This window comes from Ancylobacter moscoviensis, from assembly GCF_007559435.1.
Lineage (GTDB): Bacteria > Pseudomonadota > Alphaproteobacteria > Rhizobiales > Xanthobacteraceae > Ancylobacter > Ancylobacter moscoviensis.
The window spans coordinates 91,118-106,248 of sequence record NZ_VMBP01000004.1; the positions used below are offsets into that span (position 1 = coordinate 91,118).

Consider the following 15,131-nt stretch of genomic DNA (forward strand, 5'->3'; position numbering starts at 1 on the left):
TCCTCCGCCGGCACGTCTTTTCACTTTCAAGCCGTCCGGGCTCCGAGGACGCGTTTCTTCGCTGACACGAAGGATGCGAGGCAGCGGTCGCGCCAACCCCGCTTCTCGGTCAGTTTCTCCATTGGTGTCGCGGCGCGCATCGCTGCATTGATCTTCGCCACGAGCTGCGGAGACCAGCTACGTGGATCCGCCTGCTCCCTGGCAAGGTTCTCGTACATGGGGCCAAGGTTCCGGCAATACTCGGAGACACCCTGGCTTGCATTAAGATCGATGGTTTCAAACGGCCCCATGAAAAACCAGCGAAGGCCGAGCCCGTCCTTTATCGCCTTGTCGACGGCATCGACATCGCAGACGCCGTCCTCCACGAGGCGGAACGCCTCCCCGAGAACCGCGCTCTGCAGGCGATTGACCAGGAATCCATTGATCTCGCGGGTCAGTGTCACGGGAGATTGGCCGACGTCTCGCATCAACACGACGGCGCGCTCCACGGCGGAAGCCTCGGTCCATGGAGCGGGGATGATCTCGACGAGCGGGATCAGATGCGGCGGATTGATCGGGTGAACCACCAGACAGCGCGCGGCGTTGCGAAGCCCCTCCGTAAAGGAGGAGGCCGGCAGTCCCGACGTGGAACTGCCAATCACTGTCAAGGGAGAGACAAGCTCGTCCAGTGTCACGTAGAAGGACCGCTTGAGCTCGACACGCTCCGGCAGGCTTTCCTGGATGTAGTCGGCTCCCACGACTGCCGCGGCCAGATCCGTCGTGGTGTGAAGCCGTGCCATCACCACGTCGATGGGGTCCGGTCCGGCGAGATCTTCCTTCGTGAGGTCTCCCAGAGCCTGTCGTACGAACGTCGTTGTGGCCGCCAGAGCACTTTCGGAAATGTCGAAGACGCGAACGTCGTACCCTGCGCGCGCAAATACCAGAGCCCAGGAAGATCCGACGACTCCCGTGCCAAGAACCGCTACCGTCGCCATCGGCGTTTCTCTCCGTCTCGCAGTTTTCGTGATTGTTTTTGGATGCCGGCCCCCACGGCCGCAGCGCGGACCGATCGAGAGGGCTGGCCAATGTGCATCGGCGCGTTACGCGCCGATGCGCTCCTCGTCTCTTCCGATCAGAGCGAGATCGACAAATTCTTCACGGCGAGGGCTCCCGCACCGCGATAGGCGGTAATTTCGATTTCGAAGAGATACTCAGGGCCGCCAAGCGGGTTGCAGCTGACGCAGCTTGCAGGATCGACACCGCGGAACACTTCCCCCATATAGGCCATGACTTCCGGGACGTCTTCCTGGCGGGTGATGAAAAGCCGACGGCGGACAACATCGGCGAGGCTGCAACCGACTGCAGCCAGCGCGCCCTCGACGTTCTTTATCGCGTTCCTCGCCTGCTCCAGCGTGGTGTCCGGCATGACGCGCGTCGTGAAATCCCGACCAGACGTAAGGGACATGAATATCCAGTTGTCCAGTGCGACGATCCGCGAATAGCTTTCCTTATGCTCGAGGATGCTGCCCGACTTGAGCTTTACGATTTCCATTTTTCTTCCGATGCGGTTCTGAATTCAAATATAGACGCCGCCGTCGATCGAGACGGTCTGGCCGGTGATCATGCTTCCGGCGAAACCGAGGAAGATCATGAGTTCGGCGACATCCTTCGTGGTGCAGACACGCTTCAGCGGCGTATTGGCGAGGACCGCGTTATGACGCTCTTCGGACCACTCCATGATCCAGGAACTGTCGACGACGCCGGGAGCGACCGCGTTGACCCGCACCTCTGGCGCCAGGGCGTGGGCGAGGTTCTTGGTCAGGTTGATGACGCCAGCCTTCGAGGCGCTGTAGGCGGGAGTGCTGGCGATCGCGCCGAAACCGGCGATCGACGCCGTGTTGACGATCGCCCCCTTCGACGCCTTCAGGGCCGGCGCCGCCGTCTTGGCGCACCTGAACACGCCCATCAGGTTCACGTTCAGCAGGTTGGCCCACAGTTCTTCCGTGATCTGGTCGAGATCGGAAATCGGAACCGGCGTGTTGCGGCCGGGGGTGCCGGCATTGTTGATCAGAAGATCGAGGTGGCCGAGGTCGTCGATCGCCTTGAGGACCATCCGCGAGGCATCGTCGGCATTGCCAACATCTCCGGGCGCACCGATGACGGCGAGCCCCTGCTTCTTGAATTCTGCCAGGGCGGCCTCGCCGCGGGAGTCCGACGGCAGATAGTTGATGGCCACCTTTGCGCCGCTCTCAGCCATGATGCGCGCAGCTTCGAGGCCGATGCCGGAGCCTCCTCCGGTGACGAGCGCCGTCTTTCCCGTGAGATTATACGAGATCATCTTACTACCTTTGATGTGCAGTGTCGGATGGATATCGATCAGGCGCCCGAACTTCAGGCGACCTCTAATGGCTTGCGCTTTTCGCGACGGAGGAACTTCTGCGTCTGTTCCTTCTGCGGATTGTCGATGACCTCCTCCGCCGTCCCGATTTCGCAGACCTCGCCTTGGTGCAGGAACGCCACGCGGTCAGCGGACTCGCGGGCAAAATTGATGTCGTGCGTGACGACGACCATCGTCATGCCCTCGCTCTTGAGCAAACGCATCGTCTCGAGCACTTCGCCGACTAGTTCGGGATCGAGCGCGGACGTGACCTCGTCGAACAGCATGTAGCTCGGCTCCATGGCGAGCGCGCGCGCGATGGCGAGGCGCTGCTGCTGGCCGCCGGACATCTGCGAGGGAAGGCTGTCCGCCTTGTTTCCCAGGCCGACATGGTCGAGATGCTTCTGCGCCAGAGCGAGCGCCTCCTTGCGGCCGCGTTTGGCGACGACGCGAGGCGCGAGGGCGACGTTCTCTAGCGCCGTCAGATGCGGAAACGCATTGTACTGCTGGAAAACGATGCCCAGCTTGCGGCGGAGCATGTTGATGTTGGTCTTCGGATCATGGACGCTGATCCCGTCGACGATGATCTCGCCGCCCTGTATCGGCTCAAGCCCGTTGATGCATTGAAGAAGAGTTGATTTGCCTGAACCGCTCGCGCCGATCAGGCAAAGGAGCTCGCCCTTGTTGACGTCGAGATTGATGCCCTTCAGTACCGCCAGTATCCCGAAGGTCTTTCGTACGTCCTTGATTTCAATCATACGACGATCTTCCTCTCCAGACGGCGGCTGTACCGGGAAACCGGATAGCAGATGATGAAATAGAAAAGACCCGCCCCTATCAGCAGCAACCAGGTTTCGTGCGTCCTCGTGATGAGGATCTGGGTAGCTCGCATATATTCGACGTAGCCGACCACGCCGGCCAGAGCGCTGTCCTTGATCAGGCTGAGCACGAGGCCGATCCACGGCGTCAGTGCTGTCCTGAAGGCCAGTGGCATCGATATGTGCACCAGTTCCTGAAAGCCGTTCATGCCGAGCGAGCGGGCGCTCTTGCGGTATTGAACCGGGACCGAAAGAAGGCCTGCCCGGACCACCTCGGCGGTCACCGCCGCCATCCAGGCGCTCAGCGCGAAGGTGCCGAACCAGAAAGGCGAAGCGCCGAAGCCGAGGATCGACAGGAAGCTGTTGGCGAGGATCAACTGAATGATCATCGGTACGCTACGCAGAATGTCGATAAACGGCGAGGTGGCGATCCTCATGGTGACGGACACGGTCCGCAGCCAGCCAAGAACGATCCCGGCCAGCGTGCCGATGATGGTGGCGGTGACGGCCAGCCTGACGGTGTTGAGAAGTCCCTGGGCCAGGAAATAGGCGTCCGACCAGGCGAGGCCTTGATTTGCGAACTGAAATTGCACGCTTAGCTCCTGTAGACGAGCCGGAACGCCAGCTGGGCCGAGAACTGCAGTGCTTTGGCGATGAGATAGTAAATCAACGCGGTCACCAGGAAGAATTCGAACGTCCGGAAAGAGTTGGACTGAGCATATTGCGTCGCTCCCGAAAGTTCCGGCAATCCGACCAGCATACCAAGCGAGGTGTTCAGCATCCCCCAAATGCCTTGCGTGACATAGGCAAGGAAGATCACCTTGAACATCTGCGGAAAGATCACATGGATGAAACTCTGCGCTCCCGTCATGCCGAGAGAGCGCGCGGCCGGCAGTTGCTGTCGCGGAATGGCTGACAGGCCACCCCTGAAAATCTCCGTCATGTATCCCGCGTTGTTGAAGGAGACGGAGATGAGGACGGCAGCGTAGCTGGAGATGTTGATGTGAAAGGCGCCCAGCCCGAAGTAGAAGACATAGAGCTGAAACACGGCTGGTGTGTTGCGCGACAGTTCAACCCAGCATGTCGAAAAGCGGTAGGCCCATCCCTCGCCGTGTTGGCGCGCGACGGCCATCGGCATAGCGATCAGCGTGCCGATGATGAAGGCGAGCAGGGTGATCTGGACCGTCACCCAGGCTCCGGCCAACAGAAGGGGAAGCGAATCCCAGACGATGGACCAGTAAAACTGATAGCCGTTCATGCAATCATCCCATGGAGATGCCGGCGGGTTTTCCCGCCGGCACAAGCCTTGTGGTTAGAAGTTGATGCCTTCGGCTGTCAGCGGCGGCAGCGGACCATCGCCGTAGTACTTGTGGTACACTTCGGCCCAGCGGCCGTTAGCAACCTGCGTAAAGACGAAGATCCGGGCCCAGTTCAGGAATTGCTGGTCGTCACGCTTGACGGCGATGGAGCCGAAGTCCGGAAGCGGCGCCAGGCCGGCCATGACGAATTCCGGGAACTGACCGCTCTGCGCCAACTGGTTGAAGACGGCGACGTTGATCACGATGGCGTCGATCTTGCCCTGCTGGAGGGCCATGAACTGCTCGGCATCGCTGGCGTAGCCAGTGTAGGTCGCGCCGGAATCCTTCCAACCCTTTTCAAGCTCTTCCCGGAAGAGTTTCTCGGGCGTGTTGCCAACCACGGAGCCGAGCTTCTTGGATGCCAGATCAGAATACTGGGTGATGCCGGTACCCTTGCGGGTAACAACAGCCATAACATTGTTTGTGTAGGGTTGGGTGAAGGCAACGGTGAGTGCACGGGCCGGCGTCGGCGTCGTGGAGGCGATCAGCACGTCGATGCGGTTCGAAACCAGCGCCGGTATACGATCCGGCGACGGCGTTTCGATGATCTCCGGCTCGGCGCCGAGCGCCTTCGCCATGTCTTTGCAGTAGGTGACGTCGTAGCCGTCAGGTTCGTTTTTGGCGTCGCGGAAACCCGCGGGCGGGCTGTCCAACATGACGCCGCAGCGCAGCTTCTTGGACTGCACGATCTTGTCCAAAGCGGACTGCGCGCTCGCCGGGCCCGCAAACGCCAATGCGAGTACGGTCGTTGCGGTCAGTGCATAAGCAAGTGTCTTCATACAGAACTCCCCTCTTTTTGGAATTTGTTCGAGTATTGCAGAGTGCACGCTGCGCCGTGTGCTCAGCCTGCCTTCTTTACCGTCTCGCTCCCGACACCAATATCGGAGAGCGGGCCCAGCTCCTTTTCGATCAGCGGTACAACCTCGCTCTTGAAGCGCACGATGGACTTGTGCGCACGTTCGAGGGACATGCAGCCGAACGAGAAATTGCAGGTATAATTGCTGGGATTCAGCCGCTTGATATCGGCGACCATCTTCTCGGCGACGGCGTGGGGGTCGCCAACGACGGTCTTGTCGGCGTACTCGTCCAGCGTGTACTCGCCATCATAGGCTTGGTTCTTGATGAAGCCGCTTTCATCGAGCGGAAGTTCGGCGTGACGCAGATGATGCGCCATCCGGCCGACATAGCGGGCACGCTCTGCCGCCTCCAAGGCCTCGGCCCGGCTGTCGGTGATGCAAACATACTGCATGATGGCCAGCGGCTTGGTCGACGGCTGCTCGCCGATCGACGTCCAGGCGTCGTTCAGGCCATCGACCATCTTGTAGAGAACGGGCGAGCCAAGCGTGCTCGCGGCAAGGAACGGCGTCGCCTTCCACTTCTTGAACCGATCGAGCAGCCTGGGATGCGACGAGGTCACGAAGATCGGCGGCAAAGGCTTTTGCTGCGTGCGTATGGCGAAATGCGTCTTCGGAAGGGAGACGTACTTGCCATTGTACTCGACCTCGCCGTCGACAAGCGCCCGCTCGATCACATCCCAGTATTCGAGGAAAACGTCCACGCGGTCGTCCAGCACGACCTTGTAGCGATCGAACTCGTACTGCTGATAGCCAGTCCCCATGCCGATGACGAGGCGGCCGTCGGTCTGTGTATCGGCGACGGCGATCTCCTGCGCCACGCGAAGTGGATTGTAGAGCGGCAGCACGATCACGCCTGGTCCGAGCTTAATCCTCTTCGTCCAGCCGGCCGCATATGAGCACATCATCAGGGGCGACGGCGAACTGGAGTAGTTCGCGAAGTGATGCTCGGCAAACCATGCGATATCGAAGCCTAATTCTTCGGCGGTCTCGACCATCTTGCGCGTATCGCGCATCACCCCGCGAGACCCGTCCGGGTGGTCACGGAGGGTCATGAGGTTGAACAGACCGAGTTGCATCAAATTCTCCTGAGTCGTGCGCGGTGGCTGGTGGCTGCCGCGCGTGTCTTAACCAGCCTTCTGAAGGGCTAGCGGCGCAGCGACCGCATATGAGCCGTTCTGGTAGATGAGAGGGGCAATATCCGGAGCGAAATGGGCCGCCTTGACACCGCCGATGATGATGTCGTGCGTGGCGTACGAGATGGCCTGCTCGACTTCGCAGAAGAGCGAGGCCTGAGCGTCCGGAAGGTAGGGAATACCGTCGATTTCGGCCCAGCCTCCGATGTCGAAACGCTCTTGCAGAGGCAGTCCGCCACTAAAGGAATTCGAAACATCGGCCTGGGAGGCACGCAGGACATTGATGCAATAGCGCCCCTCGTCTTTCAACGGCGAGCTGATCGACGCTCTTTTGTTTACACACGCCAGGATCGAGATGGGCGAGAAACTCAGCGGAGTGACCGATGTCACAGTAATTCCATACCGTACATCGCCGCTTTTGCAGGAAATTACACAGACCGTCGATGCCAGCCGACGCATAGACTGCCGGAAGTGCTCTGTCCGTTGATCCTGGCTAAGCATTTCTGGGTTCCTCTGAGTTGCCGCTAGATTGACGATTATCTACAATCTGTCAACGCGATTTGACGCTTTCCGCACTGGGATGCCGGCGACGCTACTCGTCGTCGTGGGAGTGAGGGGAGGCGGGTAGATCGAAGTGCCTGGCAAGGTCGTCCACTTGCGAGGGAGACAAGTGCCGCGGGTTCAGATTGCGGAGAAGCAGATGGAGCTTGGCTGTCTCCTCCATCTCCTCGATCGCGTACACTGCCGCTTCCAGATCTTTTCCCGCCACTACCGGGCCGTGATTGGCTAGCAATACTGATGTGTACTTGCCGGCTAGTCCCTTGATGGCGTCGGCGACGGCGGAGTCACCGGGCCTGAAATACGGAACCAGAGCGGTTCGCCCGGCACGCATCAGATAGTACGGCGTCAGGGGGGGCAGCACGGCCGTCGGATCCACGTCGGGAAGCATCGAGAGCGCCACCGAGTGCGTGGAGTGCAGATGCACGACCGCCCGTGAGTGCCTGACGGTGTCATACAGGGCCGCGTGCAGGGGGGCCTCTTTCGTCGGCTTGTCGCCAGCGAGCAGGTTCCCCTTGGCATCCAGCCGCGAGAGCGATGCCGGATCCAGGAAGCCCAAGGAGGCGTTTGTCGGCGTCACGAGCCACCCGCCGTCATCGAGCCGGACGGAGATGTTTCCCGAGGATCCCGGGGTCAGGCCTCGATTGAACAGGGAAGCCCCGTATCGAACGATCTGCTCCCGGATTCGGGTCTCGTTGAAACTCGCCACCACTCGCAGCCCCATTGCAGATTGTAGATAATCTGCATATAAGCGGGCTCGAAGCAAGGGAGTTTCGGCGTGTCTTCCAACGGTTCCGAGGCAAAATCCGGCGTCGCTGTCATCGGTCTGGGATCGATGGGTTTTGGCATGGCGAGTTCGTTGCTCCGCCATGGACACATCGTCTCCGGATACGATCCAGCCCCGGCGGCGATCGCGAAACTGGCGTCGGCTGGTGGCACTTCCGCCCGTTCGCCGGCGGAAGCGGTGCGGGGCGCCTCCATCGTCCTGTGCGTCGTCGTCAACAGTGTGCAAACGGAGGCCGTGCTTTTCGCCGAGAACGGAGTTTTCCCCGTGATGGCGCCTGGATCGGTCTTCGTCTCGTCGGCCACCATGGCGCCGGCCGACGCCCGGCGCTTCGCTGCGCGTCTCGCCGAGCGGGATATTCTCTATCTGGACGCACCTATTTCCGGGGGCGCCGCCAAGGCGGCGACCGGTGCCCTGACCGTGATGGCGTCTGGCAGCATTGCGGCCTTCGATCGGGCGGCGGATGTGCTGGATGCGATCTCCAGCAAGGTCTATCGGCTCGGCAGCGAGCCAGGTATCGGCGCCTCGGTGAAGATGATCAACCAGCACCTGGCCGGCGTTCATATCGCCGCGGCATGCGAGGCGATGGCTCTGGCGTCGAAGCTCGGACTGGATCTGCCCACCGTATACGAGGTCATCACCGCGTCGGCCGGCAATTCATGGATGTTCGAGAACCGGGTTCCGCACATCCTCGAGGGCGACTACAGGCCGCTCAGCTCGGTCGAAATATTCGTCAAGGATCTCGGGATTTTGCAGGATATGGCGCGAGCGGAACGCTACCCGGCGCCGCTCGCCGCTGCTGCACTGCAGATGTACCTGGCGACCTCCGGCGCAGGAATGGGCGCCGAGGACGACGCATCGGTGGCGCGAACATACGCGGCACTGTCTGGCGCCGTACTGCCCGCCGTCAAACCCACCACGTGACCTATCCGCAGCCGAAGCTCGGCAAGACCGGCCGGTTTGCACCGTACAGGAGATGGCTCCCATGACCGCGCTGCTCGCAGCCATCGCGGACGACTACACGGGCGCGTCGGATCTCGCGAACACATGGCGCAAGTCCGGTCTCAGGACCGTGCAGACCATTGGCGTCCCGGCCGACAAGGAAGCCTTCGGCGGGATAAATGCGATCGTGGTGTCGCTGAAGATACGTTCTGCCCCTGTCGCGGAAGCCGTGTCCGGCGCTCTTGCGGCGGAGGCACTCCTGAGGGAGATCGGCGTTCGCCATGTCATGTACAAGATTTGTTCCACGTTCGATTCCACAGATGACGGCAACATCGGCCAGGTTACGGATGCCCTAATGGAACGTGCGGGGCAGGGTTGGGTGTTTGTCACGCCGGCTTTCCCGGAAACCGGTCGGACCGTTTACAAGGGAAATCTGTTCGTCAACGACGTTCCCCTGAACGAAAGTTCGCTTCGCCATCACCCGCTGAACCCGATGCGCGACGCAAACCTCGCCCGCATATTGGCAAAGCAGTCCGAGCGGCCTGTCCGCATCCTTGACGTTCAGACGGTGGCGGCAGGTCTTGGCGCCTGTCGCGAGAAAATCCAGTCCTTTTCCGATATCCGGCCGTCGATCATCGCCGACGCGATCGACGATGCCCATCTTGACGTGCTTGGCCGTCTCGCCTTCGAAACGGCCGTTTCCACGGGAGCGTCAGGTCTCGGCCACGGCCTCGCCAGGGCGGCGCTGGAGGCCTGTCGTTCGGAAGACGGGGCCACCAGCGGCTTCCAGCCGGTAGGGGGCCGCGCCGCTGCGATCGCCGGCAGTTGCTCGGCGCGTACGCTCGAGCAAATCGCGGTTGCCGAAAAGCGTATGCCTGTCCTGCGGCTTGATCCCGAATGTATCGTCGCCGGGTCGGGAGCCGTCGATGAAGCCTTGGCCTTTGCGCGGCGCCATCTTGAAGCGGGACCCGTCCTCATCGCCGCATCGGCCTCTTCCGAAGCCGTCGCTGCGCTTCAGCAGAAGTACGGCAGGATGGAGACGGGGCATGCGATCGAGCGCGTCCTGGCGACGATTGCTCTTGGCCTCGTCAATGAGGGCGTTCGTCGTCTCGTTGTCGCTGGCGGGGAAACGTCCGGCGCCGTGGTCGACATGCTCGGCATACGATCCTTCGAGGTCGGGGAGGAGCTTGCTCCCGGCGTGCCGATGCTTCGCACCTTCGGTCAGCCTGGAGGCGATCTCGCCATGGCATTGAAATCCGGCAATTTCGGCGGTCCCGACTTCCTTCCCGAAGCGCTCTCGCGACTCGCTTGAGGTTTCAAGCGAGCTATGCCGAGCGATTGCCTTACCTGAACGCCGCCGAACCGTGACGTGATCGAAAGACAACCTGGAGGACACCATGGGCAACAGCTTTGAAGGCAAGACCGTCGTAATCTCGGGCGCGGCCGGTGGCGTTGGCCGTGCCGCCGTCGCGCAGTTCGTTGAGAACGGTGCTCGTGTCTGCGCGACCGACATCGCCACTTCCGTCACCGATCTCGAACGCGGCTCGTCCGGTCAGATCGTCGCTGTGCCCGCCGATGTCACGAAATCCATGGAGGTGGAAAAGATCTTCGCCGCCGCGGAACAGCGTCTGGGTCCGGTGGATGTACTGGTCAGCAATGCCGGGTTCATCATCTCCAAATCCGCCCACGACACTACGGAAGACGAATGGGATAGCGTCATGAACGCGAATGCCAAGTCCTTCTTCCTGATGTCGAAGCGCGCGCTGCCGGTAATGCTGCAGCGGGGCGCAGGCTCGATCGTCGCCACCGGCTCCATTTCAAGCGTCGTCGGTCTGCCGGAACAGGCCGCCTACTGCGCAGCTAAGGGCGCGCTGCTGCAGCTCGTTCGCCAGATGGCGGTCGACTACGCGTCCCGCGGGATTCGGGTGAACGCCGTAGGCGCAGGTTCGATCAATACTCCGTTCCTCACGCGCTACCTCGAAGGTCTCGAAGATCCCGCTGCCGGCGAGGCGGCGATCAAAAGTGCTCATCCGCTGGGCCGCTGGGCCGAACCGAAGGAGATTGCCGATGCGATCTTCTATCTGTCAGGCCCGGCGGCATCCTTTGTGACCGGGCAGATCCTGATGGCTGACGGCGGATACAGCGCTCGATAGCTCTGGCGAAGCATCAGGCCGGGGCCGGAGTGCCGGAGGAAACGATAGACCACCGAGGCCCATATGGGGGCGGATGGTGTTGTCGTGCCATTCAAGCGATTTCTTCGCAGAAGCCTAGGATCGTCCGGCTGACCAGCTCGATGCCGTTGCCGGAGAGACGATCATGCGGGGCCGACCGCGGCGGACGATGACCTGGTTCGCCCGCCTTTCTCCGTGTTTCTTCGCTGGGCTTCTCGCAGGGGCTATCGGTGCGTTGGCCTACACGGGCGCCTGCGTGAACGACGGTGCTGCTTTCTTCGTCCTGTGGTGCATGGTGGTTATGGCACCGTCGGCGGGATCGGCGCTGCCATCGGGCCAAGGTCGCTAGCTTGGTAGAGGCCAGGAAGTCGTGAAAGGTGACCGCGCTAGCCTTGGGCAGAACCGTTTTCATTCGGTCGGCACGCTGCATAGCGATAACAGCCACGCCCAGCTTGCTTGGCCTCATAGAGAGCGCCGTCCGCCGCAGCTTGCAACGCTGCGGGGGCAAGTCCGCACTCAGGCACACGGGCGATGCCAATGCTGATGCCGAGGCTAATGGAATGACCGCCATATTCCACGGGGACGCCCAGGGCGCGAATGAGACGCTCGGCCACACGGTCAACCTCGCGTGGGTTCGTGCTGACTTCCAGCAGCGCTGCAAACTCATCGCCCCCGACCCGCGCTACAATGTCCTGAGGACGCATCCCACCTCGAAGGCGTATTGCCACCTCGCGCAACACGGCGTCTCCGGCCTGATGGCCAAGCGTGTCGTTCACGCGCTTGAAATGGTCGACATCCAGATAGAAGAGCGCGAAGCGCTGACCGGTAGACCTGTTTCGTGCGACTGCCTCGTTCAAATGCTCTTCGAGCAATGCCCGATTGGCCAAGCCTGTCAGCACATCATGCGTAGCCTGACGCGTGAGCCGCGCTTCGAGCTTTTTGCGACGGTCCATGCCACGTACTGAGGCGACATAGCCGTTTGGCTCGCCTGTGGTGCGATCGTAGGTCAGGCGGATTGAGGCTTCCATCCAGACCCATGATCCATTCTTGTGGCGCTGGCGTATCTCGCTCTCGCCAACATCGAAATTGCCCTCACGAATTCGCTGCATCATCTCGCGAAAGCGAGGAGCATCGTCAGGGTGCACGATGTCCGCAGCTTGGCGCCCGATCAGTTCTTCCGGCTCATAGCCGAGCAACGTATTGACGGAGGGCGATACATAGAGCCGCACCCCTTCAAGGTCGCCCCGCACGATGGTGTCGGTCGAACTCTCCGCCAACAGGCGGAAATCAGCTTCTTGCTGCTTCGCCGCCTGTAGTTCACGGTGGAGACGCAGAATCTCGTGCGCGATGCGGCCGAGATCTCGTAGGTGATCGTCCCCCGTGTCTTCGATTGTTCGAGGTCGGGTATCAAACAGGCATAGGCGCCCCTCGGCGGACGATCCTAAGGGGATGCTCGCAAAGAACCTGAGCCCCGGCATTCGGCGGGTCCAGGCGGACTCCGTGTCGGCCGTATCGGAACTGAAGTCGGTTATTGCCTTCAAGTCCTCACCGAGGCCCCCGAACTCCTCTATGGTTTTTGGAAATATCCAGTCGCGCGGCACGGCGCGCGGATCGGCATCGATCCAATGGCCGGCATTCCTTGCGAGAACCACGGACGCGGCATGTACCCCCAACAGGGCACGCGCGACTCGGCATAGGGCGTCGTATCCCGCGACATCCGATGTTTCGCCGGTGGCATCTTGGGTCAGGAGAGGCCCTTGTCCAACCGTGATCCCGGTGCGCATCGACCATCCAGAGGGCGACATGTCGACGCCCGCAACGTTACCCCATTCGACGGGAGCACAAGTAAGAGGCGCAATCCAGTGCCCTGTTGCTGCCGGAACGCTTGAGTACGTTGTCGACGTATAGGAGGCGTCCTGCTCTCCCTTGGGCGCCGATTCTGGCCCTTAGGGCCGCTTCGAGGCCGCGAACGCGGTGGGGACGACAAAATCGCCAGCCGACAAAATTCAACAATATCAAGGCTTTGAAAGAAAATAATGGCTCCCTGAGCAGGACTCGAACCTGCGACCATTCGATTAACAGTCGAACGCTCTACCAACTGAGCTATCAGGGACCGGGGACGCGCGAAGCGTCGCGGAGGCCGGCGATATAGCAATGCGGGATCCGTTTGTGAAGTCGGAACCCGCATCCCATGTGGATATGTCGTCAGGCGCTGAGGCGTTCCTGCTGTCCGGCGAACTGGAGCTGGTGCAGCGTGAAGTAGCGCCCGCGCTTGGCGACGAGCTCGTCGTGGCGTCCGCTTTCCACCACGCGGCCCTTCTCGACCACGCAGATGCGGTCGGCGTTGATCACCGTCTGCAGGCGGTGGGCGATCACCAGCGTCGTGCGGTTGCGCTGCAATTCGTGGAGCGCCTTCTGCACTTCCGCCTCGGATTCGCTGTCGAGCGCGGCGGTCGCCTCGTCGAGCAGGAGGATAGGGGCGTCCTTCAGGAAGGCGCGGGCGATGGCGATGCGCTGGCGCTGGCCACCGGACAGCTGCGCGCCATGCTCGCCGACAAAGCTGTCATAGCCGTTCTCGAAGCCCATGATGAAGTCGTGGGCATGCGCCGCGCGCGCCGCCGCGACGATCTCCTCCTCGCTCGCCGAGGGGCGCCCGGCGGCGATGTTCTCGCGGATCGAGCCTGAGAACAGGAAGACGTCCTGGCTGACGAAGCCGATGGACCGGCGCAGCGACTTGCGGGTGACCTGATTGATCTTCTGCCCGTCGATGGCGATCGTGCCGGACTTGATCTCGTAGAAGCGCTCCAGCAGGTTCATCACCGTGCTCTTGCCGCCGCCCGAGGGACCGACGAGGGCGGTAGTCTGGCCCGCTTCGGCGACGAAGCTCAGTCCGCGCAGCACCGGCTCGTTCTCACGATAGCCGAAGAACACGTCATCGAACTCGATCTTGCCGCTCTCGACCACGAGATCCGGCGTGCCGGGTGCATCCGCCTCGACCGCCGGACGGTCGAGGATTTCGAACAGCATGCGGGCGCCGAGCAGGTGGGTGGTGAGGTCGATGTTCAGGCGGGCGAGGCGCTTGGCCGGCTCGTAGCTGAGCAGCAGCGCGGTGATGACCGAGAAGAACTCGCCCGGGGTGCGGCCGCCGTGCAGGACGCCCCAGCCGGCGTACATCACGACCAGGCCGATGGCGACGCCACCCAGCGCCTCCATGAGCGGGCCGGACTGCGACTGCGCCCGCATCATGCGGTTGGAGGCTTTCTCCATCCGGTCGATGCGCTCGTAGATCTTGGCACGCTGGTCATCCTCCATGGTGAAGGACTTGATGGTGCGGATGCCCTGAAACGCCTCGATCGACTCGGTCATGATCTTGATCGCCGCGTGGAACTCGCGGCTGAAGATCTTCTGAACCTTGCGGATCAGGGCGCGTACGCCGCCGACGGCGATCGGCATGACGACGAGGCCGATACAGGCCATGAACGGGTCCTGGATGATCATCACGGCGGTGAGGCCGATGACCGACAACAGGTCGCGCCCCAGGCTGGTGATGATCAGGTTGAGCACGTTGCGCGCGGCCTGGGCGCCGGTATTGAAGCGCAGCATGATCTCGGCGGTGTGGCTGCCGGAGAAGTAGGCCACGTCCTGGGCGAACAGGCGGTCGAGTACGCGCTTCTGGTTGTCGGCGACGATGCGGTTGCCGACGCGCGCCAGTGCCACGGCCTGACCGTAGGCCGCAAAGCCCTTGGTGATGCTGAGTGCCAGCACCGCGGCTGACAGGATCCAGATGGCCGAGGAACTCTGCTCGACGAAGATGCGGTTGATCACATCGCCCATGAGATAGGCGAGGCCCGACGTCGTGGCGGCCATGATGCCCATGAAGACGAAGGAGATCGCATAGCCCTTCCAGTGGCGGCGACCGTCCGTCAGGAACAGCCTGCCGACCGTATCCCGGGTCTCGGGGCTGATCATGTTACGAAACGCGTTGGCCAACTTGGGTGGCAACATCAGGCAGCTTCCTTTACGCAGCGGCCTTGCCCGGCCGAAGGGTGCCTTCCCGGCACGTTCGGACGCGCAGGGCGGCACGACGGGATCATCAACGACGATCCCCAGTCATTGTCAAACAATGGGAGGCGGCTGTCGCGGCCGACATATGC

The 15,131-nt window shown here is 61.8% G+C and carries 16 protein-coding genes and 1 tRNA gene; 4 read left to right on the forward strand and 13 right to left on the reverse strand.

Features of this window, described 5'->3' with window-relative positions; genetic code table 11:
* Positions 1–26: 26 nt before the first annotated feature.
* From FO470_RS12850 to otnC, 10 genes are all read right to left on the reverse strand, one after another.
* Complete coding sequence (locus tag FO470_RS12850) at positions 27–974, reverse strand: 3-hydroxyacyl-CoA dehydrogenase (RefSeq protein ID WP_144343375.1); 948 nt, start codon at positions 972–974, stop codon at positions 27–29.
* 137 nt (positions 975–1,111) lie between these two features.
* Complete coding sequence (locus FO470_RS12855; RefSeq protein ID WP_144343376.1) at positions 1,112–1,531, reverse strand: Rid family hydrolase; 420 nt, start codon at positions 1,529–1,531, stop codon at positions 1,112–1,114.
* A gap of 24 nt (positions 1,532–1,555) precedes the next feature.
* Positions 1,556–2,317, reverse strand: a complete 762-nt coding sequence (locus FO470_RS12860) for an SDR family NAD(P)-dependent oxidoreductase (protein ID WP_144343377.1) — start codon at positions 2,315–2,317, stop codon at positions 1,556–1,558.
* Positions 2,318–2,370: 53 nt separating this feature from the next.
* Entirely contained in the window at positions 2,371–3,114 is a 744-nt protein-coding gene (locus FO470_RS12865) for an amino acid ABC transporter ATP-binding protein (protein ID WP_144343378.1), read from the reverse strand.
* On the reverse strand, positions 3,111–3,767 hold the full coding sequence (locus FO470_RS12870) for an amino acid ABC transporter permease (protein ID WP_144343379.1): 657 nt from the start codon (positions 3,765–3,767) through the stop codon (positions 3,111–3,113). Before FO470_RS12870 ends, FO470_RS12865 begins: the two co-directional genes overlap by 4 nt.
* 2 nt (positions 3,768–3,769) lie before the next feature.
* A complete protein-coding gene (locus tag FO470_RS12875) occupies positions 3,770–4,432 on the reverse strand; it encodes an amino acid ABC transporter permease (RefSeq protein WP_144343380.1) in 663 nt (220 codons plus the stop codon).
* 54 nt (positions 4,433–4,486) lie between these two features.
* Entirely contained in the window at positions 4,487–5,311 is an 825-nt protein-coding gene (locus FO470_RS12880) for an ABC transporter substrate-binding protein (protein ID WP_144343381.1), read from the reverse strand.
* Positions 5,312–5,373: 62 nt separating this feature from the next.
* Positions 5,374–6,465: an LLM class flavin-dependent oxidoreductase gene (locus FO470_RS12885; RefSeq protein ID WP_144343382.1), complete on the reverse strand. Its 1,092-nt coding sequence runs from the start codon at positions 6,463–6,465 to the stop codon at positions 5,374–5,376.
* A 48-nt stretch (positions 6,466–6,513) separates the two neighbouring features.
* Positions 6,514–7,023, reverse strand: a complete 510-nt coding sequence (locus FO470_RS12890; protein WP_144343383.1) for a flavin reductase family protein — start codon at positions 7,021–7,023, stop codon at positions 6,514–6,516.
* A gap of 91 nt (positions 7,024–7,114) precedes the next feature.
* Positions 7,115–7,789 carry a 3-oxo-tetronate 4-phosphate decarboxylase gene (otnC, locus tag FO470_RS12895; protein ID WP_246659582.1) on the reverse strand — a complete coding sequence of 225 codons (675 nt, stop codon included), beginning with the start codon at positions 7,787–7,789 and terminating at the stop codon, positions 7,115–7,117.
* A gap of 69 nt (positions 7,790–7,858) precedes the next feature.
* Between otnC and ltnD the strand changes: the two genes are divergently transcribed.
* The 4 genes from ltnD (at position 7,859) to FO470_RS19865 (ending at position 11,326) form a co-directional block, all read left to right on the forward strand.
* Entirely contained in the window at positions 7,859–8,788 is a 930-nt protein-coding gene (ltnD, locus tag FO470_RS12900; protein WP_272482974.1) for an L-threonate dehydrogenase, read from the forward strand.
* A gap of 61 nt (positions 8,789–8,849) precedes the next feature.
* Positions 8,850–10,118: a 3-oxo-tetronate kinase gene (otnK, locus tag FO470_RS12905; RefSeq protein WP_144343385.1), complete on the forward strand. Its 1,269-nt coding sequence runs from the start codon at positions 8,850–8,852 to the stop codon at positions 10,116–10,118.
* An 85-nt stretch (positions 10,119–10,203) separates the two neighbouring features.
* Positions 10,204–10,959 (forward strand): SDR family NAD(P)-dependent oxidoreductase, encoded by a 756-nt coding sequence (locus tag FO470_RS12910; protein WP_144343386.1) that lies wholly within the window; start codon positions 10,204–10,206, stop codon positions 10,957–10,959.
* Positions 10,960–11,146: 187 nt separating this feature from the next.
* Positions 11,147–11,326 carry an NrsF family protein gene (locus FO470_RS19865; RefSeq protein ID WP_186291950.1) on the forward strand — a complete coding sequence of 60 codons (180 nt, stop codon included), beginning with the start codon at positions 11,147–11,149 and terminating at the stop codon, positions 11,324–11,326.
* 37 nt (positions 11,327–11,363) lie between these two features.
* Here FO470_RS19865 and FO470_RS12915 read toward each other — a convergent pair whose 3' ends face one another.
* From FO470_RS12915 to FO470_RS12925, 3 genes are all read right to left on the reverse strand, one after another.
* Entirely contained in the window at positions 11,364–12,761 is a 1,398-nt protein-coding gene (locus FO470_RS12915; protein WP_186291951.1) for a diguanylate cyclase domain-containing protein, read from the reverse strand.
* Between the two features lie 253 nt (positions 12,762–13,014).
* Positions 13,015–13,090 (reverse strand) — tRNA-Asn (locus FO470_RS12920).
* 92 nt (positions 13,091–13,182) lie between these two features.
* The gene (locus FO470_RS12925) at positions 13,183–14,982 is read right to left on the reverse strand and encodes an ABC transporter ATP-binding protein (protein WP_144343388.1); all 1,800 of its coding nucleotides are present in this window, start codon (positions 14,980–14,982) and stop codon (positions 13,183–13,185) included.
* Positions 14,983–15,131 lie beyond the last annotated feature (149 nt).

What these genes read in the sequence shown, in the direction of transcription:
- FO470_RS12890 (WP_144343383.1), bottom strand. Translation starts at nt 7,023, where the DNA reads ATGCTTAGCCAGGATCAACGGACAGAGCACTTCCGGCAGTCTATGCGT.
- FO470_RS12875 (WP_144343380.1), bottom strand. Translation starts at nt 4,432, where the DNA reads ATGAACGGCTATCAGTTTTACTGGTCCATCGTCTGGGATTCGCTTCCC.
- FO470_RS12860 (WP_144343377.1), bottom strand. Translation starts at nt 2,317, where the DNA reads ATGATCTCGTATAATCTCACGGGAAAGACGGCGCTCGTCACCGGAGGA.
- FO470_RS12910 (WP_144343386.1), top strand. Translation starts at nt 10,204, where the DNA reads ATGGGCAACAGCTTTGAAGGCAAGACCGTCGTAATCTCGGGCGCGGCC.
- FO470_RS12915 (WP_186291951.1), bottom strand. Translation starts at nt 12,761, where the DNA reads ATGCGCACCGGGATCACGGTTGGACAAGGGCCTCTCCTGACCCAAGAT.
- FO470_RS12880 (WP_144343381.1), bottom strand. Translation starts at nt 5,311, where the DNA reads ATGAAGACACTTGCTTATGCACTGACCGCAACGACCGTACTCGCATTG.
- FO470_RS19865 (WP_186291950.1), top strand. Translation starts at nt 11,147, where the DNA reads ATGACCTGGTTCGCCCGCCTTTCTCCGTGTTTCTTCGCTGGGCTTCTC.
- FO470_RS12850 (WP_144343375.1), bottom strand. Translation starts at nt 974, where the DNA reads ATGGCGACGGTAGCGGTTCTTGGCACGGGAGTCGTCGGATCTTCCTGG.
- otnK (WP_144343385.1), top strand. Translation starts at nt 8,850, where the DNA reads ATGACCGCGCTGCTCGCAGCCATCGCGGACGACTACACGGGCGCGTCG.
- FO470_RS12855 (WP_144343376.1), bottom strand. Translation starts at nt 1,531, where the DNA reads ATGGAAATCGTAAAGCTCAAGTCGGGCAGCATCCTCGAGCATAAGGAA.
- FO470_RS12925 (WP_144343388.1), bottom strand. Translation starts at nt 14,982, where the DNA reads ATGTTGCCACCCAAGTTGGCCAACGCGTTTCGTAACATGATCAGCCCC.
- FO470_RS12885 (WP_144343382.1), bottom strand. Translation starts at nt 6,465, where the DNA reads ATGCAACTCGGTCTGTTCAACCTCATGACCCTCCGTGACCACCCGGAC.
- FO470_RS12865 (WP_144343378.1), bottom strand. Translation starts at nt 3,114, where the DNA reads ATGATTGAAATCAAGGACGTACGAAAGACCTTCGGGATACTGGCGGTA.